Annotated in this window: 21 protein-coding genes; 10 read left to right on the forward strand and 11 right to left on the reverse strand. The window is 64.6% G+C overall.

Features of this window, described 5'->3' with window-relative positions:
* The first annotated feature begins 422 nt into the window (after positions 1–422).
* Positions 423–1,697, forward strand: a complete 1,275-nt coding sequence (locus ACELLULO517_RS11085) for a porin (RefSeq protein WP_227307427.1) — start codon at positions 423–425, stop codon at positions 1,695–1,697.
* A gap of 114 nt (positions 1,698–1,811) precedes the next feature.
* On the opposite strand, the gene ACELLULO517_RS11090 is transcribed toward ACELLULO517_RS11085, so the two are convergent.
* Genes ACELLULO517_RS11090 through ACELLULO517_RS11100 form a run of 3 tightly spaced genes read right to left on the reverse strand, consistent with a single transcriptional unit; the run spans position 1,812 to position 4,610 of the window.
* Entirely contained in the window at positions 1,812–2,456 is a 645-nt protein-coding gene (locus ACELLULO517_RS11090; protein ID WP_227307428.1) for a glutathione binding-like protein, read from the reverse strand.
* Positions 2,457–2,494: 38 nt separating this feature from the next.
* A complete protein-coding gene (locus tag ACELLULO517_RS11095) occupies positions 2,495–4,267 on the reverse strand; it encodes an ABC transporter ATP-binding protein/permease (protein ID WP_227307429.1) in 1,773 nt (590 codons plus the stop codon).
* A gap of 34 nt (positions 4,268–4,301) precedes the next feature.
* Complete coding sequence (locus ACELLULO517_RS11100) at positions 4,302–4,610, reverse strand: DUF3253 domain-containing protein (protein WP_227307430.1); 309 nt, start codon at positions 4,608–4,610, stop codon at positions 4,302–4,304.
* Positions 4,611–4,685: 75 nt separating this feature from the next.
* Between ACELLULO517_RS11100 and ACELLULO517_RS11105 the strand changes: the two genes are divergently transcribed.
* Positions 4,686–5,654 (forward strand): EAL domain-containing protein, encoded by a 969-nt coding sequence (locus tag ACELLULO517_RS11105; protein WP_227307431.1) that lies wholly within the window; start codon positions 4,686–4,688, stop codon positions 5,652–5,654.
* Positions 5,655–5,657: 3 nt separating this feature from the next.
* Here ACELLULO517_RS11105 and ACELLULO517_RS11110 read toward each other — a convergent pair whose 3' ends face one another.
* Positions 5,658–6,149 carry a disulfide bond formation protein B gene (locus tag ACELLULO517_RS11110; RefSeq protein WP_227307432.1) on the reverse strand — a complete coding sequence of 164 codons (492 nt, stop codon included), beginning with the start codon at positions 6,147–6,149 and terminating at the stop codon, positions 5,658–5,660.
* A gap of 140 nt (positions 6,150–6,289) precedes the next feature.
* Here ACELLULO517_RS11110 and ACELLULO517_RS11115 point away from each other — a divergent pair, with 140 nt between their 5' ends.
* The 3 genes from ACELLULO517_RS11115 to ACELLULO517_RS11125 are packed head-to-tail and all read left to right on the forward strand — an operon-like array spanning position 6,290 to position 8,773.
* Positions 6,290–6,868 carry a DedA family protein gene (locus ACELLULO517_RS11115; protein ID WP_227307433.1) on the forward strand — a complete coding sequence of 193 codons (579 nt, stop codon included), beginning with the start codon at positions 6,290–6,292 and terminating at the stop codon, positions 6,866–6,868.
* Positions 6,865–7,998, forward strand: a complete 1,134-nt coding sequence (locus ACELLULO517_RS11120) for a D-alanine--D-alanine ligase (protein ID WP_227307434.1) — start codon at positions 6,865–6,867, stop codon at positions 7,996–7,998. The genes ACELLULO517_RS11115 and ACELLULO517_RS11120 overlap by 4 nt, the downstream gene beginning before the upstream one ends.
* A gap of 28 nt (positions 7,999–8,026) precedes the next feature.
* Positions 8,027–8,773, forward strand: a complete 747-nt coding sequence (locus tag ACELLULO517_RS11125; protein ID WP_227307687.1) for a TlyA family RNA methyltransferase — start codon at positions 8,027–8,029, stop codon at positions 8,771–8,773.
* Between the two features lie 7 nt (positions 8,774–8,780).
* Here ACELLULO517_RS11125 and ACELLULO517_RS11130 read toward each other — a convergent pair whose 3' ends face one another.
* The 3 genes from ACELLULO517_RS11130 to fabI form a co-directional block, all read right to left on the reverse strand.
* Entirely contained in the window at positions 8,781–10,028 is a 1,248-nt protein-coding gene (locus ACELLULO517_RS11130; protein WP_227307435.1) for a hypothetical protein, read from the reverse strand.
* Positions 10,029–10,099: 71 nt separating this feature from the next.
* The gene (gene aroC / locus ACELLULO517_RS11135) at positions 10,100–11,185 is read right to left on the reverse strand and encodes a chorismate synthase (protein WP_227307436.1); all 1,086 of its coding nucleotides are present in this window, start codon (positions 11,183–11,185) and stop codon (positions 10,100–10,102) included.
* 82 nt (positions 11,186–11,267) lie between these two features.
* The gene (gene fabI / locus ACELLULO517_RS11140; RefSeq protein WP_227307437.1) at positions 11,268–12,110 is read right to left on the reverse strand and encodes an enoyl-ACP reductase FabI; all 843 of its coding nucleotides are present in this window, start codon (positions 12,108–12,110) and stop codon (positions 11,268–11,270) included.
* A gap of 237 nt (positions 12,111–12,347) precedes the next feature.
* Between fabI and pdxH the strand changes: the two genes are divergently transcribed.
* Together pdxH and ACELLULO517_RS11150 are read left to right on the forward strand one after the other, a co-directional pair.
* Entirely contained in the window at positions 12,348–12,950 is a 603-nt protein-coding gene (gene pdxH, locus ACELLULO517_RS11145; protein ID WP_227307438.1) for a pyridoxamine 5'-phosphate oxidase, read from the forward strand.
* Positions 12,951–13,013: 63 nt separating this feature from the next.
* The gene (locus ACELLULO517_RS11150) at positions 13,014–13,880 is read left to right on the forward strand and encodes a universal stress protein (RefSeq protein WP_227307439.1); all 867 of its coding nucleotides are present in this window, start codon (positions 13,014–13,016) and stop codon (positions 13,878–13,880) included.
* A 140-nt stretch (positions 13,881–14,020) separates the two neighbouring features.
* Here ACELLULO517_RS11150 and ACELLULO517_RS11155 read toward each other — a convergent pair whose 3' ends face one another.
* Together ACELLULO517_RS11155 and ubiA are read right to left on the reverse strand one after the other, a co-directional pair.
* Positions 14,021–14,677: a class I SAM-dependent methyltransferase gene (locus ACELLULO517_RS11155; RefSeq protein ID WP_227307688.1), complete on the reverse strand. Its 657-nt coding sequence runs from the start codon at positions 14,675–14,677 to the stop codon at positions 14,021–14,023.
* Positions 14,677–15,576, reverse strand: a complete 900-nt coding sequence (gene ubiA, locus ACELLULO517_RS11160; protein ID WP_227307440.1) for a 4-hydroxybenzoate octaprenyltransferase — start codon at positions 15,574–15,576, stop codon at positions 14,677–14,679. The genes ACELLULO517_RS11155 and ubiA overlap by 1 nt, the downstream gene beginning before the upstream one ends.
* Between ubiA and ACELLULO517_RS11165 the strand changes: the two genes are divergently transcribed.
* The 3 genes from ACELLULO517_RS11165 to ACELLULO517_RS11175 all read left to right on the forward strand — a co-directional run bounded on the left by ACELLULO517_RS11165 (position 15,575) and on the right by ACELLULO517_RS11175 (position 18,504).
* A complete protein-coding gene (locus ACELLULO517_RS11165; protein WP_227307441.1) occupies positions 15,575–16,300 on the forward strand; it encodes a 16S rRNA (uracil(1498)-N(3))-methyltransferase in 726 nt (241 codons plus the stop codon). The two genes, ubiA and ACELLULO517_RS11165, sit on opposite strands and share 2 nt — an antisense overlap.
* Positions 16,301–16,336: 36 nt before the next feature.
* Positions 16,337–17,698, forward strand: coding sequence for a glutamate--cysteine ligase (locus tag ACELLULO517_RS11170; protein ID WP_227307442.1), 1,362 nt, complete (start codon positions 16,337–16,339; stop codon positions 17,696–17,698).
* A gap of 83 nt (positions 17,699–17,781) precedes the next feature.
* Positions 17,782–18,504 carry a methyltransferase domain-containing protein gene (locus ACELLULO517_RS11175; protein WP_227307443.1) on the forward strand — a complete coding sequence of 241 codons (723 nt, stop codon included), beginning with the start codon at positions 17,782–17,784 and terminating at the stop codon, positions 18,502–18,504.
* A 164-nt stretch (positions 18,505–18,668) separates the two neighbouring features.
* Here the strand turns inward: ACELLULO517_RS11175 and ligA are convergent, their stop codons facing one another.
* Both ligA and recN read right to left on the reverse strand, forming a co-directional pair.
* Positions 18,669–20,750 (reverse strand): NAD-dependent DNA ligase LigA, encoded by a 2,082-nt coding sequence (ligA, locus tag ACELLULO517_RS11180; RefSeq protein ID WP_227307444.1) that lies wholly within the window; start codon positions 20,748–20,750, stop codon positions 18,669–18,671.
* Positions 20,747–22,447 carry a DNA repair protein RecN gene (recN, locus tag ACELLULO517_RS11185; RefSeq protein ID WP_227307445.1) on the reverse strand — a complete coding sequence of 567 codons (1,701 nt, stop codon included), beginning with the start codon at positions 22,445–22,447 and terminating at the stop codon, positions 20,747–20,749. Before recN ends, ligA begins: the two co-directional genes overlap by 4 nt.
* Positions 22,448–22,468 lie beyond the last annotated feature (21 nt).

Genomic DNA, 22,468 nt, shown 5'->3' on the forward strand with positions numbered 1-22,468 from the left:
GTCCTGCCGCCCGCGGCCCTACCCAACTCGTCATGCACGGGCCTGGCCGGCCGCACATCGGACAGATCCCCCTCGCGCAAAACCTGACCTGCCTTCGGCGCCAAATCCGCGATTTCGATTAACAGTGATTTTCGTTGCAGTTAAATATCGAAAATCATATCTATTTTGATTGAGCAATCAATAAAACACCCCTCGAAGAAAAGCAAACCAACTCCGCGTGATCTTCATGCTATTGTCATTATATCATTCATAACAACACATCGAAATGTGTGACAACTTCGCAACATGCCTGGCTATATCTATGTTCTTCGTGTTGCAGTTAAGTCGCGACGGGATTAATCGATTGTCAGCTTCGTTGAGCGTTTCGGGAGCCGCTGGCTTTCAGCGGGGGGAAACGAAAGTAAGCTAACAAGGAGATAAAAATGCGGAAATTGCTGTTAGGCTGCGCGGCAACGCTCACCGGCATGATCGGTTATGCAGGTCTTGACGCGGCCCACGCACAAACTGCGGCCACCAATCTCGCACCGGGCCAGATCTCGGTTCGCCTGAACGGTCGCGTCAACTGGTACGCTGGCATTGAGTCATCATCGCTTGATAGCTCGGGCGGCCAGAAGACCTCGACCGACAACTTCCTCGGCTATATGCGCCTCTATCCGGGCTTCGACGGCGTCGCCGCGAATGGCCTGCATTACGGTGCGGCCGCTGAAATCCGCATGAACAGCGGCGAGTCGGCCGGCAGCGAAACCCTGTATGTCTTCCAGGCCTATGGCTATCTCGGCCTGCCGAAGTTTGGCCAGGTCAGCTTCGGCCAGCAGAACGGCCCCTCCGTCCTCTTCGAGACCGGCTTCTTCGAAGGCTTCAACGACGGCGGCTGGAACGGCGACATCGAAGGCATGGTGCCGGTGGCCGCGAACCCCGTCTATCCTTTCCCGGACAGCGGCAGCGCCTATGACCAGGCATCCGACAAGATCGTCTACCTCTCGCCGACCATCTCGGGCTTCCAGCTCGCGCTCGGCTTCACGCCGAACCAGACGGCTGCGAACTACTCCCCGGCGGTCACGTCCTCCGCGACCCCGATCTCGGGCGGCATGCCGCGTAACATGCTCGATATCGGCGGCCAATACACCGGCACCTTCGGGCCGCTGGGCGTGCAGGTCGGCGTTGACTACACGACCGCAGGCCAGGTCGCGAATACCGGCGATCCGCAGGGCGTCACCGGCTACAAGGACATGAGCATCTTCACCGGCGGTGCCACGGTCACCTATGACGGCCTCACCGTCGGCGGCAATGCCGTGACCGGCGCCTTCAACATGGCTGACGGCTTCACCTTCCAGCTGGAGCCCGATGGCGGCAGCAAGGCGATCGGCTTCCTGGCCGGCGCGCAATATGCCATCGGCCCGGTCGTGGCGGGTGCGAGCTTCTTCCGCTTCACCCAGACCGGTGATCTGCCGGGCGGCATCGATGCCGGTTCGGGCGCGACCATCACCTCCGCCGGTCTCACCACCGGTCAGCAGCAGAATGACGGTGTGGCCGCCGGCCTCACCTACACGCTGGTGCCGGGCGTGAACCTGTTCGCCGACTACCTCTACGGTATTCGCGAACAGGGCGGTTACAACTTCTCGACCGGCGATGCCGGTACGGAACACAACCAGGTCCAGTCCCAGCTCTTCGGCGTCGGCACCCAGATCCAGTGGTAATGACCTGAGTACGAAGGGCGGCGTCACCGCCCTTCACCTCTGGCTGAGAATGCAAAAAGCCGGATCGCGCAGCAGCGCGGTCCGGCTTTTTCGTGTCAGGCCAAAGTCTGAACGTTAGCCGGCCTTGGGCGGGTTCACGCTCTGCACCAGCGCATAGGCCCGCTCCGTCGCTGGACGCGCCTTGATCGTCTCATACCAGCGCTTCACATGGGGGAAGTCTTCCAGCGACAGGCTCTGCCGCGCATGTGACACCACCCAGGGATAGCAGGCCATATCGGCGATCGAGTAATCGCCGGCCAGGAAATCCCAGTCGGCCAGACGACGGTCCAGCACCCCGTATAGCCGCCCGGTCTCCTTGATATAGCGGTTCATCGCATAGGGGATTTTCTCGGGCGCGGCATGGTTGAAATGGTGGTTCTGCCCGGCCATCGGGCCAAGCCCGCCCATCTGCCAGAACAGCCATTCCAGCGTCGCGACCCGGTCCCGCAGGTCGGATGCGATGAATTTCCCCGTCTTTTCGGCGAGATAGAGAAGGATGGCGCCGGATTCGAAGATCGAAATCGGCGCGCCGCCGCCCGCCGGCGCCTGGTCGACAATGGCCGGGATGCGGTTATTCGGCGCGATTTTCAGGAAATGCGGCTGGAATTGCTCATCCTTGCCGATATTGATCGGATGGATGCGGTATTCCAGCCCGGCCTCTTCCAGAAAGAGAGAGACCTTATGGCCGTTGGGCGTGGTCCAGTAATACAGATCAATCACGCGCCGTCTCCTCGGTCTTTATCAGGACAAACGCCCGCCTATTCGGCGGGGGTCGGAATCGCGGCCGAATCGGATTCGATTCGCCCCTTCGTCAGCACGATGTGGCGCTCGTGCAGCTTTGCCACCGATTCGCGATGCGCGATCGAAATCAGGGCTGTCTCAGGCAGACGCTCCCGCAGCAGAGCATAGAGTGCCGCTTCCGCCTCGGGGTCGAGATTGGCCGTCGCCTCGTCCAAAAACAGCCAGTCCGGCTTGGCGAGCAATGCCCGCACCACAGCCAGACGCTGCTGCTCGCCGCCCGACAGCACCTGCGACCAGCCACGCTTTTCGCCGAGTTCGGGCAAAAGATGCGCAAGACCGCAGGCGGTCATGACCTCAGCCAGGACGTCATCCGGCACGGACGCCGGGTCGAGCGGATAGGTCGCCACACGGCGCAATGTGCCGAGCGGCATATAAGGCCGCTGCGGCAGGAACAGGCTTTGCCCCGCCGGCAGCGTGATACCGCCTTGCGCATAGGGCCAGATGCCAGCGAGCGCGCGGAACAGCGTCGACTTGCCGGAGCCGGAGGCGCCGGTAATGACCATGGATTGGCCGGCCTCCACGCGGAAGGTCGCGTGTTCCACCAGCCGCTGGCCGTTCGGCAGCGACAGGCCGACATCGTCGAGCACCAGTTCCTGGCCGTCCTCACGACGAATGGCACCGTCCGGCAGTTTCACATGGGCCGCCTCGATCGAGCGGCGGAAGGTGCCCAGACGTTCGACCGTCGCACTCCAGGACGCGATATTCGAGTAATTGGACACCAGCCAGGACAGCGCTGATTGCACTTGCCCGAAGGCATCGCTGATCCGGGTCAGCACGCCGAGTGCGATAAGGCCGGAGAAATAGCGCGGTGCGGCCACGACGATCGGGAAAATATTCGCGATCTGACCGTAACCCGTCGTCAGGAAATTGAGGCTCCTGGTCCGCCGCATGATGGCCCACCAATTGCCGATGACGAAGCTGAAGCGATTGGTCAGCTCGCCTCGTTCTTCATGCTCGCCGCTATAGAGGGCGACGCCCTCGGTATTCTCCCGCAGGCGCATCAGGGCGAAACGGAAATCGGCTTCCACCTTCTGCTGATTGAAGGTGAGCTGCACCAGAGGCCGGCCGACCAGATGGGTCAGCCAGGTGCCGACGAGTGCATAGATCAGCGCCACCCAGACCATATAGCCGGGGATCGTGACGCCCAGCAGCGTGATGGAACCCGAAATGGTCCAAAGAATGCCCAGGAAGCTGAACAAGGTGACGACATTGTTCATCAGGTCCAGCCCGAGGCTCAGCGTGCTCGTGACGAAATTCGCGATATCCTCGCTGATACGCTGGTCGGGGTTGTCCGTTCCCTCGACGTCGAGCTTGGAGGTCAGGCTCATCCGGTAATAGGTGCGGTCGCCGATCCAGTCATCCAGATAGCGGGAGGTCAGCCAGCGCCGCCAGCGGATCTGCAGCCATTGGCTGAGATAGGTCGCATAGACCGCGACCAAGATATAGACGACCGCGATTTCGCAGAATCCCGGCAGAAACCCATGCGGCGTCTTCTTGTAGAGGAAGATCAGGTCCGTGAAGGATTTCCAGTCCTTCGACTGGATGGAATCGAAAAACGCCCCGTTCCAGAAGTTCAGCACCACCGTCATGCCGACCAGCGACAGGTTCAGCGCGATGGTCGAGACGAGCAGGATAAGGGCGCTCCATTTCTCCTCGGACCGGAAATAGGGAATGGAGAGAAACCAGGCATCCCGCAGAACGGGGCCCACACGGCGCATCGTCTGGCGCATTCTTGATCCTATCGGCTGTCAGGATGCGGGGCGGTCAGGAACTCTGTTTGAGCCTGAGACGGATGACGCCCTTCATGGCGGCCGGTTCGACCGGCTTGCCGTGGCGCAGGATCTCGATAAGGCCCTGCTCCGCCAGGCGGCGGGCGGCAGCGCGGACATGATGAAGCACCGGTCGCCAGTTTTCCGACAGCGACATCGCGACATCGGCCGGCGTGATGGATTTGCCGCCTTCGGTCTTAGCCACCATCAGCAAAATGGCTGCCTCATAACTATTGAGCTTTTTCTCCGCGCCGGCGTCTGCGGCGGTTTCCGTCGCCTCCACCTGGCCGTTCAACTCGTCCATGACTGTAAAAAGGTCCCCGTTTGATATCAGAGGGGGACCTAACCACGCGCGCCGCGGACAGTCACGGTCCGGCAGATGTCTTTTCCGTTAGAGAACGGCCCTGAATTGCCGTCAGGCATCGTCCGAAGCCCTTCCCCTGATCCTTGTCGCTTATCGAAAAGCGCGGTCATTCACCGGGTAGTAACATCTTGGCCCCTAGCCTCACTCCGGTTTGACCCTCTCAATCAGGACAACCGGACTGCATTCTTCATCTCCAGCAAGCCAAGCGGTGTCCGCAGGGCGCCAGATCGGCGCTTGCAAGCCAAATGGCGCAAAGCCTTGACGCGCGACGCCCTTATTCTCGATTTTCAACCCCGCCATAGCATCAGCACAGGCGACCTTCTGGCTGTGGAAGCGATTCTGCGCTGGCCGATCCGGCGGCTTGGCAGCGCCAGCGGGGCGGGCCCACCCTCCGGGGGCGATCGCGCCCTGATCCGCAACCTCAGCGGGCAGGTGCTGCAAACCGCCTGCGCCGAAGCCATGTCCTGGGCAAATTCCGATGTCCGGATTTCGGTCAAGCTCATAGGACCGCAGCTCGGCAGCGAAGACCTCTGTCTACAGGTCGGTGCCGCGCTCGCGGAAACCGGCCTACCGCCGGAACGGCTGGAACTCGCGATCCCCGAACAACTGGTCTTTGGGTTCGATGACGACGCGGCGGCCGCTTTCGCCGGTCTGCGCGATATCGGCGTGAACCTGCTTCTGGATGAATTCGGCCATGCCGTCGCCAGTCTGGTCGCATTGCGCGACCTGCCGCTGACCGCTCTCAAATTCGACCGGCTGATGCTGCGGGGATTGCCGGTCGAGGGGGAGGCCCTGGCCTTGACCCGCGCCGTCGTCGAGACAGCGCATGCGATCGGCCTTTCCGTCTGCGCGGACGGCGTCGATATCGACAGTCAGCGCGCGATGCTGGCGCAGCTCGGCCTGGACGAGGGTCAAGGCACGGTCTTCAGCCCGCCCTTAGCGGCGCAGGACATGCGCCTTTACCTGCTACGCCAGGGCCGCTGACGCTTAAGCGCGCCGCCGGGTCAGGCAGAAGACTACAATGGCGCTGCAGATCGCCGCGTAAATAAGATCCATCGTCGTGAAGGAGATGGGCAGGCCCGGGATCAGGAAATTCGGCGCATCGCAGGGCTTGGCCGGCGTCGCCGGCAGACCGCTCATCAGCGTACTGAGACTGCCCTTGAAGATATTGGCGGCACTGCATTCCGGCAGCGGACTCGGCCAGAAGCCCCGCTCGACCCCGACATGAAGACCAGCGATGCCGATATTGGCCAGAAACGGCAGCACCCCGAGCCAGAGCAGGAAACGCCGAACCGGCCGCGGCAGAATCAGCGCCAGAAGGCCGATCAGGATCGCCGCGCGATAGGGCCAGCGCTCCCAATAACACAGATCGCAGGGTGCCATGCCGAGCCCGTATTGCGAGCCATAGGCAACTGCGAGCGCCGCCGCACCCAGCAGCAGAATGATCCAAGCGGTCAGGCGATCTTGGGAAACTGTCATCTCAGCCTTATGAAACGCGCGGCCAGCACTGCCAACTCCCGCTCCGCGACACCACACTTTCATAATCCGCTTGGTTTTGAGATGCTTTCAGGCGATACGCTGCCGGAATTCATGATGAACCATTCCACAGCTCTGCATTCATGACGGCTATCCTCGTTTTCGTGACGGCAGCGCTGCGGCATCCTCTGCTCCAGGCGCTTTCGATCATTGGCGCGACCTTTATCCTGGAAGATGCCGCGACCGTCGTGACGGCGATCCAGGTCCAGGCTGGAACAATCCCGCTCGAACTCGGCCTGGGCGCGCTTTATGTCGGCATCGTCCTCGGCGATATGGGCCTGTATGGTATGGGCAAGCTCGCCTCCGTCGTTCCCTGGATGGAGCGGTTCATCCCGCCGCGGCGGCGGGACATCGGGCGCGACTGGTTGAATAGCCGTCTTGCGAAAGTGATCCTTATCAGCCGCTTCTTGCCTGGGCTAAGGCTTCCCACTTATACAACTTGTGGATTTCTCGGCGCATCCTTCCTCGTCTTTACCCTGACGGCGATCGTCGCGACCCTGATTTGGACAAGCCTGCTCTTCAGCGTCTCAATGAAGCTCGGGCATTACATCCTGGCCTATTTGGGCGCCTGGCACTGGGTCGGCGTCGCTGTCCTGTGTGTCGTGCTCCTGGTCGCCAGCCGTCTGGTTGCCCGACAGTTGAGAGGAAAAGAGACGACGTGAGCGACATTCAGCTAGCTTCGACGCCTCTGTCCCGTCTCCGCCGATCGTCCGCCAAGACGTCGAACGCGCCGACCGAACGCATCACCTCGTTCTTCGAATTCTGGCCGGGCTGGATCGCCTATACGCCGATCGTGCTGCAATGGATCGCGCTTGGCATCCGCTACGGCAATCCGATCCTGGCGACAGCCGCCAACCCGACCATCGATGCCGGCGGGCTCTGCGGCGAATCCAAGCAATCCATTCTGGATCAGATCGCCGGGCCATCGCGGGACTGGGTCGCGTCCTATACGGTCTGCACCAGCGGTGCCTATGCCGAATCCGACGATCTCGGCATCGCGGAAGGCGCGATGCGGGCCGCCGGCCTCGCCTACCCTGTCGTCGTGAAACCGGATATCGGCTGTAACGGCACCGGCGTCTGTCTGGTCGATAATCGCGCCGATCTGGCCCGCTACCTCTCCGCCTTCCCGCGCCTGACGCGCTATATGCTGCAGGCGCTCATTCCCCATGAAGGGGAGGCCGGGGTCTTCTATATCCGCCGACCGGGCGAGAAGACCGGCACCATCACCTCCCTGACGCTGAAATCCTCGCCCGTCGTCGTCGGCGACGGGCAGTCCAATCTGCGGGACCTCATCATGGCGGACCCGCGCTGTGCCCAGGTGCCGCATCTTTATCTGCCGCGCCTCGCCTCCCGCCTGCATGAAGTCCCGGAAGCGGGCGAGCGTGTGAAGCTGGTCTTTGTCGGCAATCACTGCAAAGGCTCGACCTTCAAGAACGGCGCCAAGCTGATCTCCCGCGAGCTGACCGAGCGCATCGACGCCATCGCCCGCTCGATCCCCAATTTCCATTTCGGCCGTTTCGACATCCGCTACGATCAGGCCGCCAACCTGACTGCCGGCGAAGGCTTCAGCATCATCGAGATCAACGGCGTCGGCTCGGAAGCGACCCATATCTGGGACCCGCAGACGACGCTGCGCGAAGCCTATGCCGCGCAGTTCTTCCACTACCGCTCGGCTTTCGAGATCGCGGCCGCCAATCGCGCGGCCGGGCATAAGCCGACGGGGTTCTTCACCCTGCTGCGCATGTGGCGGACCCAGAAGCGCCTTCTGGCCTCCTACCCCGCCAACGACTGACTGCCGCACCATGACAGCGCCTGCCAAAATCCGGCGCCTGCGGGCGGACCGGCTGCTCGTCGATCGCGGCTTGGTCGATAGTCTGGCACGCGCCCAGGCGGTGATCATGGCCGGCCAAGCCTATCTCGATACCCGCCGCATCGACAAAGCCGGCGATCTGATCCCTGAGAACGGCGCCATCAGCCTTAAGGGCCAGGACCACCCCTGGGTCTCCCGCGGCGGTTTGAAGCTGGCGCACGGCCTCGCCCATTTCGGCTTTTCCGCCGAAGGGCGCACGGCGATCGATGTTGGCGCCTCCACCGGCGGCTTCACCGACGTGCTGCTGACGAAGGGCGCGACCCAGGTCTATGCCGTCGATGTCGGCCATGGGCAGCTCGCCTGGAAGCTGCGCAGCGACAGCCGCGTCGTGGTGCTGGAAAAGACCAACGCGCGGCTGATCACGGCGGCACAGGTCCCCGGCCCGATCGAAGCGCTGGTCTGCGACGCGAGCTTCATCGGATTGCGCTCCGTGCTGCCCGCCCCTCTTGCACTCTGCGTGCCGGGCGCCTGGGCCATCGCGCTGATCAAACCGCAGTTCGAGGCGACGCGGGCCGAAATCGGCCCCCGTGGCGTCATTACCGATCCAGCCATCAGGGCGCATTACTGCGCTGAGATCGAGACCTGGTGGCGCGCTCTGCCGGGCTGGACAGTGATGGGCATCGTCGAAAGCCCCATCACCGGGCCGGAAGGCAACCACGAATATCTGATCGGGGCATGCTTTCAGCCCGAGGGCTGATTGTCTGTCAGAGCGAGGACAGGATCGCGGGTGCGAGAGCGGAAATCTTGGCCGCCGGATGCGCCGGATTGCGGAAGCGCAGCTCGCCCTCGGCCGCCGCGTCAGGACCGGACAGGCCGAACATTTCCATGCGACTGTAGCAGGTGACGGCGACCACGTTTGACGCCTCATCGGCCGTCATGAAGTGGCGGGCCGCGCCCTCCAGCTCCAGACTATCCATCAAGCCGCGCCATTCCGGCCGGTCGATATCCTCGACGAAGGTCGCGAGGATGGCCGGGCGATCGCTGGACACGCGCGCCAAGGCGATGCGGCTGAGGTCGCGGCGCACCAGCGCTGCCACCTCGTTGCGGCGGCCGGCCCTGGCGGCCATGGCCCAGATGCCCTCGGCACAGGCTGAGACCGAGAAATGCGCTTCCGGTCCGAATTCCCGCCGCAGCCGACCCATCAAATTTTCGACCGAGGTGTTATTGCCCGACAGTACCAGCGGCTCGATCCGCAGCACGGCGTCCGGGTCCTGATCCAGCCTTGCCCCCGACTCCAGCATCGCCACGACGCGGTCATGCAATTGCGTCTGCATGCCCTCGTCCTTGTCGCGAAGCCCGGCGGCGAGCGTCATCTTGAGCAGGTAACGACCCGGGCGCGCGTCCAGCCAGGGTTTCATCTGGCCTTCCACACGGTCGCAGAGTTCCGCCCAGGCAAAGCGATGAACGTCACGGCCGGCCTCGGCCGATATTGTTTCGCAAATGCATTCAACCTCCACGCCGTCACGGCGCAGCAGAAGATCGTAGCGCGCGTCCTGTTCCAGCCCGTCATAGGCGACGGTGAAACCACGCGCCTGCTGCAAGGCAGCCGTGCGGAAGACGTGCAGAAGATCGACCAGACGACCGTCATCCTGCAGGGCCGCCTGCAAGCGCGACTGCAAACGCGCGCGACCTTGCGCGCCGAACCCGCCGGCAGCGGTCACAAGCTCCGCCAGGATGGCCTGCAGGCGCTGTTCCGCGACCGACGGCGCCGGTGCATTGGCAAGGCTCTCGCGGCCCAGCATGCGATCGATCGCGAGTTCCAGCGCATGGCGCTGCTTCAGCAGGCCGCCGACGCGGTTTGCCGCACAGGCGCGCGCGGCAATATTCGCAATCCGCGCCGCCCAGACATCGGCACCGGCGAGCAGAACGAACTGCTCGGCTACCGGCAAAGCCGAGACCGGAAATTCCTGGGCCGTTTGCTGAAGGGTCTCGTGCGAAAGAGTTTGTGTCATGCGGCAGCGATACGCGATGCCGTCGCGCGCCTCAATCAATCGTCGCAACACAGAGTTGTGAGAGCGAAACCTTATCGGGCGCGCTGGCCGTTTTGCGCGCGGTCGCGCAGCAGGTGATCGGCCAGCACGCAAGCCATCATCGCCTCGCCCACCGGAACGGCGCGAATGCCGACGCAGGGATCATGCCGGCCTTTGGTGGAAACCTCGGTCTCCGCCCCCGCTTCATCGACCGAGCGACGCGCAATCAGGATCGAGCTTGTCGGTTTCACGGCGAAGCGGACGACCACAGGCTGGCCGGAGGAAATGCCGCCCAGGATGCCGCCCGCGTGGTTGGAGAGAAATTCAATGCCGCCGTCCGCGTCCAGCCGCATCTCATCGGCATTATCCTCGCCGCGCAGCATCGCCGCCGCAAAACCGTCACCGATTTCGACGCCCTTCACGGCATTGATGCTCATCATCGCCGCTGCCAGATCGGCATCGAGCTTGCCGTAGATCGGCGCGCCGAGACCGGCCGGCACATGCTCGGCGACAATCTCGCACACCGCACCGATGGAAGATCCATCTTTGCGAATTTGCAATAATTCCTGCTCCCAAGCGACGGCCGTCTGCGCGTCCGGGCAGAAGAAGGCGTTCTCGTCGACCGCCCGCCAGTCCCAGCGGGACGGCTCGATCCGATGGGCTCCCATCTGCACCATGGCGCCGCGGATAACGACCTCAGACCCCAGCACCTTGCGCGCGACGGCACCCGCCGCCACCCGCATCGCAGTCTCCCGCGCCGAGGACCGGCCGCCGCCGCGATAGTCGCGGATGCCGTATTTCAGGTGATAGGTCAGATCGGCATGACCGGGGCGGAAGCTCCGCGCGATATTGCTGTAATCCTTCGACCGCTGATCGACATTGTCGACCATCAGCCCGATCGGCGTGCCGGTGGTCATGCCCTCGAAGACGCCGGACATAATCCGGACCTGATCCGGCTCCTGCCGCTGGGTCGTGAAGCTGGACTGGCCGGGGCGGCGCTTGTCCAGATAGGGCTGGATATCGGCCTCCGACAGCGCAATGCCCGGCGGGCAGCCATCGATGACGCAGCCGATCGCCGGACCATGGCTTTCGCCCCAGGTCGTGACGCGGAAAAGATGGCCGAAACTATTGTGAGACACGCGACATTCCGCCCGGCCTTAGAAGCAATATCCCGTCAGGCGGGTAAGCCCGGCGGGAAGATCTGCGTTCTTTATGAAAACGTTAACCAGTGACGGCGGCGATATCGGGTGCGGCCGGGTTCTTCATGCCGACGATGTGATAGCCGCAATCGACGTGATGCACCTCGCCGGTCACGCCCGCCGAAAGATCGGAGAGAAGGTACAGGCCCGACCCGCCGACTTCCTCGGTCGTGACATTGCGGGTCAGCGGCGCGTTCAGCTCGTTCCACTTCAGGATGTAGCGGAAGTCGCCGATACCACTGGCGGCCAGGGTCTTGATCGGGCCGGCGCTGATGGCATTGACGCGGATATTCTTCTCGCCGAGGTCGGCCGCGAGATAACGGACGGAGGCCTCCAACGCCGCCTTGGCGACGCCCATCACGTTGTAGTGAGGCATCACGCGCTCGGCGCCCAGATAGGTGAGCGTCAGCAGCGAACCGCCCTCATTCATCATGGCAGCCGCCCGCTGGGACACCGCCACGAAGCTGTAACAGGAAATATCCATCGCCTGCAGAAAGGCGGCGCGCGGTGTATCCAGATAGCGGCCACGCAGATAGGCCTTGTCCGCCCAGCCGATGGCATGGACCAGAAAATCGATCTTGCCCCAACGCTTTTCGACCTCGGCAAAGGCCGCGTCGATGCTCGCTTCATCGGCGACGTCACAGGGCAGCACGATATCGGCCCCGATGCTTTCCGCCAGCGGACGCACGCGTTTCTCCAGCGCTTCGCCCTGATAGGTGAAGGCGATCTCCGCCCCCTGGGCCGCGCAGGCAGCGGCAATGCCCCAGGCGATCGAGCGATCATTCGCCACACCCATGACCACGCCACGCTTGCCGGCCATAAGCGTGCCTTTGGGCGGTTGGGGGGCCGAAGCTTCTTGAGACATGCGAGACCTCATTCAGGGCTAGGACAGCGACGGACTTTAGCGATAAGGCCCCGAGCAAAGCCTGAGCGCAATGATCGTGCCGGAAAACCGCGTCCTGGCACAGGCTGGGGGGAACCGACAAGGGGACGCTGCTCTGCACGCTGCCGAGCCATCGCGGCACCTCGCTTGGCTGGGACGGCCGGGCAGGCCAGAATAGCGTCCGACAAGCCAGGCCAAAGATAAGGACAGCGCAGCATCATGTCTTCCGCGCCATTACCGGATACCGATCCCTTCCGCCTGCTGACGGACTGGCTGGCCGAGGCCAAACGGACCGAAATCGCCGACGCCAATGCCATGACCCTGGCCACCGCCGGCGCGGACGGCCAGCCCGACGCGCGCATTGTGCTGCTGAAAAGCCAGGATGAGCGCGGCCTTGTCTTCTACACCAATTACGAAAGCCGCAAGGGCCTGGAACTGACGGAAAACCCCCGCGCCTGCCTCAATTTCCATTGGAAAAGCCTGCAGCGCCAGGTGCGCGTCCTGGGCCGGGTGGAAAAAGTGACGCCGGTCGAGGCGGATGAGTATTTCGCCTCCCGCCCGCGCATCTCCAAACTCGGGGCCTGGGCCTCCGACCAATCCCGGCCGCTGGCGGACCGCTCGGTCCTCGAAGCGCGGCTGGCGGAGACCGAGGCGCGCTTCCCGGATAACACCGTCGTGCGGCCGCCGCATTGGTCCGGTTTCCGGGTGGTACCCAATCGATTCGAATTCTGGCGCGAAATGCCTTACCGTCTGCATGACCGGCTGATCCTCAGCCGTGCGAGCGAAGCCAGCGCCTGGGAATCGAGCCGCCTCTTTCCCTGAGCTTCAAGTTAAGACAAATGTTGCGACAATAAGACACCGAGACCGAGAAACGGACTGATCCACATGCCGCTGCGCAAGGTTATCCTGCTTTTGAACGAAACCGCGGCGGGGAAGGCTGCGCTCGACGCGGCGCTCGACACGGCGCGACTGTGGCAGGCCCATCTGACGGTCCTGCATGTCCGCGTCGATGCGCGGGACGTGGCCCCTCTGGCCGGCGAAGGCCTGTCCGGCGCCATGATCGAAGACATGATGGTCGCGACCGAAAAGGAAAGCGCCGTCCGCGCCCATGACGTCCGCGTGCTGTTCGAGCAGGCGGTCAACGCCCATGGCGTGACGATCGGCGAACCACGACCGGGTGCGGGCGTCGCCACCGCGAATTTCGTCTCCGTCGCCGGGCGCGAGGAAGAGATCATCGCCCAGCAGGCGCGCCTCGCGGACCTCACCGTCATCCCGCACCCCGAGGCGGGTCAGGACGTCTCCTCCTCCGACGCGCTGCATGCCGTGCTGTTCGATTCCGGCCGCCCGGTGCTGCTGGCCCCGGCGGCCGCGCCGAAAACAATTGGCCGCCGCATCTGCGTCGGCTGGAACGGCACCGCCGAATCCTCATCCGCCGTGCAGGCCGGCATTCCCTGGATGAAGCAGGCCGAAACCGTGCGCATCCTGACCTCGGACGATTATCAGCGTCGTGGTCCCGGTGCCGCCGATCTGGCCGCCTATCTCGCCTTGCATGATATTCACGCCGAAGTCGCGACCTTCCGCCCGATCGACAAATCGGTCGGCGCCGGGCTGATCGCCTCGGCCCGCGAATTCGGCGCCGACCTGCTGACGATGGGTGCCTATTCCCAGTCGCGCCTGCGCCAGCTCATCCTGGGCGGCGTGACCCGGCATATCCTGGAAAATTCCGACCTGCCGGTGCTGATGAGCCGCTGAGGCAGCGCAGCATTATTTTTGGTCGCCCACTCACCTGATCTTGTCATCCGCGGCTTCATGCCGCGGACCTACCTCTCGCGGCGCCCGGACGCCGTTTGGGCGCCGCAAGCGGTAGATCCGCGCAACGAATGCGCGGACGACTAAGCTTCGGCTCCCAGCCGAAACACCGTCACCGGCCGTTCCCGGGTATCCTCCAGCTCCAGCGTCGTCGGCACCATCATCCGCTCGATGACCGTCATGCCCTCGCGCGGCAGATAGGCGCGACCGGGATCGGCGACCCAGACCTCGGCCCCTGACCTGACCATGGCGCGCAGCCAGGGCAGAATATGCCCGGTCATCGGTGCCTCGTAACAGACGTCCCCGCACAGGATCAGGTCCCAGCGGCAGGCGTCCCCCACCACATCCCGCGTTTCGGCCGTGACAATGACGCCATTCTCCGCCGCGTTCAGGCGGGTGGCGGCAATGGCCAGCGCATCGATCTCGGCCGCTTCCACCGACGCGGCACCGGCCATGGCGCAGGCGATCGCCGCCAGACCGCAGCCGGCCGCGAAGTCCAGCACGCGCTTGCCCGCGACCAGTTCGGGCCGGTCCAGCACGATACGCGCCAACGCCTGGCTGCCCGGCCAGGCGAAGGCCCAGAAGGGCGGCTCGATCCCGGTCTCATGCAGCCAGGCTTCGGTCGCCTGCCAGATCGGCGTGATCTCGGTCGCAAGATAGAGCGGGATTTCCGGTACGATCGTCGCCGCGGACAGCGCCGTGTGCTGGCGCAGAAAGGCCTCTGCCTCGTCCAAGCCCATCACAGCCGACCCGCCAGGAAGGACAAGGCCACGACCAGACCGACCCATTTATTGCTCTTGAACAGCGCGAGGCAAAGCGGCGGGTTGTTGACGTCCAGCCGCGTCACCTGCCGGGCCAGCAGCCAGGCCGCCAGAATGAGGACGACCAGAAACCACAGCGACAGATGCGCCAGGCTGCCGGCCAAAAGCAGCAGCAGCAGCGTCAATCCGTAACACACGGCCAGGAACGGCACCGAGGTATTGGCGAATAGCCGCGCGGTGGACCGGACGCCGACCAGCGCGTCATCCTCTCGGTCCTGATGCGCATAGATCGTGTCATAGCCCAGGATCCAGAAGAAGACGGCGGCATAAAGGGCTGCGGCGGCTGGGCTGAATTGCCCGGTGGCCGCGACATAGCCCAGCGGCGCGCCGAAGCCGAAGGTGATGCCCAGCATCGCCTGCGGCCACCAGGTGACGCGCTTGGCGGCGGGATAAAGCGCCACCAGAATCAGCGAGGAGACGCCCAGCAGCTGCGCCGCATGGTTGAGGCTAAGCAGGATGATCAGGCCGATCGCCAGCAGCAGCACCAGGAAAGCCGCCGCCTGTCGCATCGACAGCGCGCCCGAGGCCAGCGGCCGCCCGGCCGTGCGTTCCACCATGCGGTCGATCTTGCGATCCCACATATCGTTCACGACGCAGCCGGCGCTGCGCATGACGACCGAGCCGATGCCGAACAGGATAATCAGGCGCAGGCTCTGCTCCAGCGGCGCGCGCGGCAGCAGAATGCTCCACAACCCGGGCAGGAACAGCAGCCAGGCGCCGATCGGGCGATCCAGCCTTGCCAGGATGACATAGGGGACGAGGCCGGCGGGGAGCTTGCCGACCCAGCCGTCACGCTCGATATCTGTATGCGCCGTCATGACAGATCCATCCGCCCCACCCGATTCCGGGTCCATTCGCCTTCACGTGCAAGCCGATCTTGCGGCCGGCGCCCCTGTCCTATTGGACGAAGGCCAATCGCGCTACCTCGGCACAGTCATGCGCAAGACGGCCGGGGATGCCTTGCGGCTGTTCAACGGCCGTGACGGCGAGTGGCGCGCCGTCATCGGCGAAATCGGCAAGCGCGGCGCGCGCCTGGAAGCCGAGACGCTGATCCGCCCTCAGGCGCCCGAACCCGATCTCTGGCTGCTGATCTCGATCATCAAACGCGATGCGCTGGAATGGGTGGTGGAGAAGGCGACCGAACTGGGCGTGTCCGTCATCCTGCCCGTCATCACCCAGCGCAGCCAGCCGGCCCGCCCGAACGCGGAGCGCCTGCAGACCATCGCGACCGAAGCCGCCGAGCAATGCGAGCGCCTGACGGTGCCGATGGTGCGCGGCGTCCAGCCGCTTGACGGCTTGCTGCGGCAATGGCCCAATGCGCGGCCGCTGATCGCCGCCGTTGAACGGGACGATGTGGCACCGCCACCGCCGCAAACTTCCTCCCCAGCAGCCCTGCTGATTGGGCCGGAAGGCGGCTTCGATCCCCGGGAGCTTGACGCCATGCGTAAGCTTCCCTTTCTTGTGCCTGCGTCTCTCGGCCCCCGCATCCTGCGGGCAGAGACCGCTGCTATCGTGGGTCTCGCCTTACTGCAGCGCCCATAGCCATTCTTGAACAACGACGCTTGAGCGGAACAGCCGATGTCTAACCCCGGCGAGGGCGACCTCACCCCTATCGACGGCCTCAGCCAGCTTGCCGGCTATTTCGAAGCCGGCTGCAAGCCGGCGGAGAAATTCCGCATCGGCACGGAGCACGAGAAGTTCGGCTTCCGACGCGATGACCTGACCCCCCCGCCCTATGAGCCCGGCGGCATCCGCGCGATGCTGGAAGGGATCGGCGCGGACGGCTGGTCGCCCATTCTGGATAAGGGCCAGCCCATCGGCCTGACGCGCGACGGCGCCTCGGTCTCGCTGGAACCCGCCGGGCAGTTCGAACTGTCGGGCGGTCTCTGTCGGACCTTGCATGAAACCAAGGCCGAGCTTGACGCCCATCTGGCCGAGGTCCGCGCCGTTGCCGAACCGCTCGGCCTCGGTTTCGCGCCGCTCGGCTTTCATCCCCTGGCGACCCAGGCCGAGATGCCCTGGATGCCGAAAGGCCGCTACGGCATCATGCGCCGCTATATGCCCAAGGTCGGGACGCGCGGGCTGGATATGATGACCCGCACCTGCACCGTGCAGGTCAATCTCGATTTCGCCAGCGAGACCGACATGGTGCGCAAGCTCCGCGTCAGCCTGGCGCTGCAATCCTTCGCGACCGCACTTTTCGCCAATTCCCCCTTCTATGAGGGCAAGCCGAATGGCGCGCTCTCCAACCGCGCTTTGGTCTGGACCGATACCGACAAAGCGCGGTCCGGCATTCCGGCGGTCGTCTTTGAGGAGGGTTTCGGCTTCGAGCGCTTTTCGGATTTCGCGCTCGATGTGCCGATGTATTTCGTCTACCGCGACGGCCATTACATCGACACGGCCGGCGCCGCCTTCCGGGATTTCATGGCCGGCAAGCTGCCGGGTCTGGAAGGCCAATACCCGACCATGGGCGATTTCGCCGATCACCTGACGACGATCTTCACCGATGTGCGCCTCAAGCGGTTTCTGGAAATGCGCGGCGCGGATGCGGGCTCGCCCGCCATGATGGGCGCCTTCTCTGCCTTCTGGGTCGGGCTTCTGTATGATGACGCGGCGCTGACCGCGGCCGAGGACCTGGTGCGCGGGCTGACGGCGGCCGACCTCATGGTCACGCGCGCGGCCGTGCCGACCCAGGGGCTGGACGCCCCCTGGCGGCAGGGCAAGCTGCGCGACCTCCTCAAACCCTTGCTCGCCATCGCGGATAGCGGCTTGGCGGCCCGTGGGCTGACCAATGCCGATGGCGCGGACGAGCGGATCCATCTGGACCCGCTGCGCGCCATCGCGGAAGGCGGCCCCACCCAGGCCGAGCATTGGCTGTCCCGATTTAAGGGCGCCTGGGGCGGCGACGTGCGGCCCATCTTCGCGGAAGCCGCGATCTGACCGACAGTTCCGATATTTTCGACCGCGCGGCGGTCCGCCGTCACCGCGCACGCGCGGCAAGGACGGTTTCCGACGTCGCGCCGGTGCTTGAAGACGTCGCCGACCGGCTGCTGGACCGCGTGACGGAAACGACGCGGCATTTCACCGCCGCACTCGATATCGGCGGGCGCGGCATCATCGCGCCGCGTCTGCGCGCCATGGGCATCCCGACGGTCGCCATGGACCTCTCTGCCGAAATGGCCGCACTCAGCGGCGCGCCCTATCTGGCGGCCGACGAGGAGCTGCTGCCCTTCGGGCCGGGCAGTTTCGATCTCGTCGTCGCCAGTCTGTCTCTGCATTGGGTGAATGATCTGCCGGGCGCGCTGATCCAGATCCGCCGCGCGATGCGGCCGGACGGGCTGCTGCTCGCCAGCCTGCCACTGCTCGGGACACTGGATGAATTGCGGCGCGCCTTGACCGAGGCCGAGGCCGAATTGCGTGGCGGCGTCAGCCCACGCATCTCGCCCTTCCCCGAGCTCCGCGACTGCGCCGGGCTTCTGCAGCGCGCGGGCTTCACCTCGCCGGTCGCGGATCAGGAGGAGATCGAATTGCTCTACGGCAATCCGCTGGCGCTGCTGCGCGACCTGCAGGCGGCCGGTGAGCGCAATGCCATCCGGCAGCGGAGCCATAGGCCCGCACCAGCGGCTTTGTTTCCGTCAGCGCTGATGCGCATGCCGACCAATGCCGAAGGCCGCCTGCGGGTGACGCTGAAGCTCGGCATGATGACGGCCTGGTCCAGCCCCGGCGCATCAGCGCCGGCGCATTAGAGTCAGTCAGGTTTAGTTGGAAACGCCCCAGAATCTGTCGCCCGCGGCCTCGTGCCGCGGGTCTACCGGTTCCGGCGCCCATACGCCGATGTGGCGCCGCGGGGGGGTAGGTCCGCGCAACAAGTGCGCGGATGACGAATTTATCTATTAAAACCTGACCAACTTTAGCCTTCGGCGGGCGGCGCCATCGGCGGCAGACCCGCCATCTCGCGCCAGCCAGCCTCGTCCAGCACGGTCAGGCCCAAAGCGGCGGCCTTCTTTGCCTTCGACCCGGCATCGGCCCCGGCGACCACGAAATCGGTGTTCTTGGAGACGCTGTCCGTCACCCGAGCACCCAGCTGCTCGGCGCGTGCCTTGGCCTCGGGGCGGGTCATGCTCGTCATCCCGCCAGTAAAGACGATGGTCTTGCCGGCCAGCGGCGTATCGGCCCCGGCCTGCGCCGCATCCTCGATCGTCAGCACCGCCGCCAACGCGTCCAGCACCGCGACATTGCGGTCCTCGGCAAAGAATTCCACCAACTCCTCGGCCACAATCGGGCCGATGCCGTTGATGCTGCCCAGCGCCAGCCGCTCGTCCGACCCCACGATTCGGGCAGACAGCATCTCTGCCCGCCAATGGTCGAAACTACCGTAGTGACGGGCCAGCAGCTTGGCATTCGTCTCGCCGATGCGGCGGATGCCGAGACCGTAGATGAAGCGGGCGAGCGGGATCGTGCGGCGGGCTTCGATCGCGCGCATCAGATTGCCAGCGGAAAGCGGGCCCCAGCCTTCGCGCTTGGCGATCGCATCCTCATGCTCGGCAAGCATGAAGATATCGACCGGCGTTTTCAGCAGACCATCCGTAAAGAACTCGTACACCGTCTTGTCGCCCAGGCCCTCGATGTCGAAGGCGCCGCGGGAGACGAAATGGATCAGCCTCTCCGCCTGCTGCGCCGGGCAGACAAGCCCGCCGGTGCAGCGGCGCACGACCTCACCCGGCGGGCGCAGGGCCAGTGACCCGCAAACCGGGCAGGTCTCGGGCGGCATCCAAGGTTCCGCGCCCTCGGGTCGCTTCTCAGTAATGCTGCCCAAAATCTGCGGGATCACGTCACCCGCCCGCTGCAGCGTCACCGTATCGCCGACGCGGACATCCTTCCGCGCGATCTCATCCTCATTATGCAGCGTGGCACGGCTGACGAGGACGCCGCCGACATTGACCGGGTCCAGCTCCGCGACCGGGGTCAAAGCCCCGGTGCGGCCGACCTGGATATTGATGGCGCGCAGGATGGTGACGGCCTGTTCGGCCGGGAATTTCCAGGCGATGGCCCAACGCGGCGCACTCCCGGCAAAGCCCAGACGGCGCTGCAAATCCACATTGTTCAGCTTGTAGACGACACCGTCGATGTCATAAGGCAGTTCGGCGCGGGTAAACTCGATTTCACTCTGAAAAGCTTCGGCCTCCATTCGGCCATGGATCAAGCGCCGTAGCGGATTGACCTGGAAGCCCCAGGCTTCCAGGCGCTGCAGAAAATACCAATGAGTGTTTGAAATCTCTTCACTTATCTCACCCACCGCATAGGCGAGGAAAGAGAGCGGACGGGATGCCGTGATGCGCGCATCCAGCTGCCGCAGGCTGCCGGCGGCGGCATTGCGCGGATTGGCGAAAATCTTGTCGCCGGCCTTTTTTTGCGCCGCATTCAGCGCCAGGAAATCGGCCTTCGTCATTAGCGTTTCGCCCCGAATTTCCATCCGTGCCGGGGCCGCGCCATGGAGTGTCTGCGGCACGGCGGCGATGGTGCGGGTGTTTTCCGTCACCAGCTCGCCCTCGAACCCGTCGCCACGGGTCGCGGCCGCGACCAGTTCGCCATTTTCGTAGGTGATGGATAGGGACAGGCCGTCGAGCTTGGGCTCGGCTACAAAGGCTAGCGGAGTATCGGAATTGAGGCGAAGAAAACGGCTAATGCGAGCCTCAAATTCTACGAAGTCCCCTGCTACAAAAGACTTTTCAAGAGATAGCATTGGTATGCCGTGCCGCCATTTCTTGAAGTTTGGCGCCGGATGCGGGCCTAAGCCACTGAAGGGAAGTTCCGGTTCTTTTTGCAGCGCGTCATATCTGCGGCGCCAGGAATCATACTCCGCATCCGTCACCTCGGGTGCGTCTTGCTCGTGATAGGCGATGTCAGCTGCTGCAATTTTGCTCGCGAGGTCAGCTAATTCGGCCTTCAGTGCCGCACGCTCGCCCCTTGTCGCTTTCGGTTTCCGGCTCATGCCGCATTCCCCAATAGGCTATCGGCCGCCGCCCGCGCGGCTTCCGTCACTTCCTCGCCCGCCAGCATGCGGGCCACTTCCTCGCGCCGCGCCGCGCCCGTCAGCGGCTCCACGCGGGTCGCACTGCGCCCGCCGTCAACCGCCTTGGCGACGCGCAGATGCGCGCTTCCCCGCGCCGCCACCTGCGGGCTGTGTGTCACCGTCAGCAATTGGATATCCTGGGAGAGGCGCGCAAGCCGCTCCCCCACTGCCGCCGCCGTCGCACCGCCGATACCGGAATCGACCTCGTCGAAAATCAGCGTGCCGACCGGTGAGCCACGGCTCAGCACCAGTTTCAGCGCCAGCATGAGGCGGGACAGTTCGCCGCCCGAGGCGATCTTGTCGATCGCGCCCGGTGTCTGACCCGGGTTGGTCGCGATCAGAAACTGAACCTGCTCCACGCCACGGGCGGACCAGCCCGATTCCGCCAATTCCGAGATTTCCGCGACGAAGCGGGTCCTATCCAGCCGCAGCGGCGGCAATTCCGCCATGATCGCCGCCTGCAGTTCTTTGGCGGCCTTCAGACGAGCGGCGGACAGCGTCTTGGCGGCCGCGATGAAGGCGAGGCGGTCGGCGGCTGCCGCCGTCTCCAGCGCCGTCAGATGGGCGGACCCGGTATCAAGCGCCGCTAAGCGCTCCGCCAGCCGGTCGCGCAGCGCGGGCAGTTCAGCGACCGTCACGCTATGCTTGCGGGCAGCGGCCCGCAGCGCGAACAGCCGCTCCTCCACCCGTTCCAGCTCACGCGGATCGGCGTCCGATTCCTGGGACAGGCGCGACAGCAGGGTTTCAGCTTCGGCAATCGCTTCTTCCGCGCGGTCGATCGCGGCCAGCGCTGGGGCCAGCGGATTCTCCGGCTCGGCTTCCGCCGAAAGACTGCTCGGCAAAAGCCGCTGCAAGCTGCGGGCAGCGGCACGCAAAGCCGCGCCCGGTCCTGGGTTCCTGCGCTCGCGCGGCGCGATTTCAGACAAGGCCGCCGCAATCGCCTCCGCCCGCCTTGCGGCCATCTGCATGGCGTGACGGGCCTGGGCCAGCGCCTCCTCCTCGCCCGTCTCGGCGGAGAGGTCCGAAAGTTCGTTCACGGCATGGCGCAGCCATTCCTCGTCCCGCTGCGCTTCCGCCATGGCCTTCCGGGCGCGGTCCAGCGCCGTCAGCCGGTCGCGCCAGCGGCGCCAGACCGAGACGACGGCGTCCGACACAGCAGGATCGACGCCGAAAGTGTCGAGCAGCGGTCCGTGCGCGGCAGGGTCAGCCAGGCCGATCTGATCGTGCTGCCCCTGCACCTCGACCAGCAAAGCCGCCAGACGGCGCAGCAGCCCGGCACTGACAGGCTGATCATTGACGAAGGCACGCGACTTTCCGTCCCGATTGACGATGCGGCGGATGACGATGTCTTCCTCCGCCTCCAAACCTTGCTCCATCAGCAGGCCGAAGGCCGGATGGGTCGGTTCGGGCGTGAAGAAGGCCGTGACGCTCGCCTGATCCTGGCCGGCGCGCACAAGACCGCTATCGGCCCGCGCGCCAAGGGCGAGGCCGAGACTGTCGAGCAGGATGGATTTGCCGGCCCCCGTCTCGCCGGTCAGCACCGTCAGGCCCTGACCGAAATTGAGATCGAGACGGTCGATCAGCACCACATCCCGGATGGAAAGCGCGCTCAGCATGGCGCCTATCCAGCCACAGGA

It is taken from the genome of Acidisoma cellulosilyticum, from assembly GCF_020621385.1.
Classification (GTDB): Bacteria; Pseudomonadota; Alphaproteobacteria; order Acetobacterales; family Acetobacteraceae; genus Acidisoma; species Acidisoma cellulosilyticum.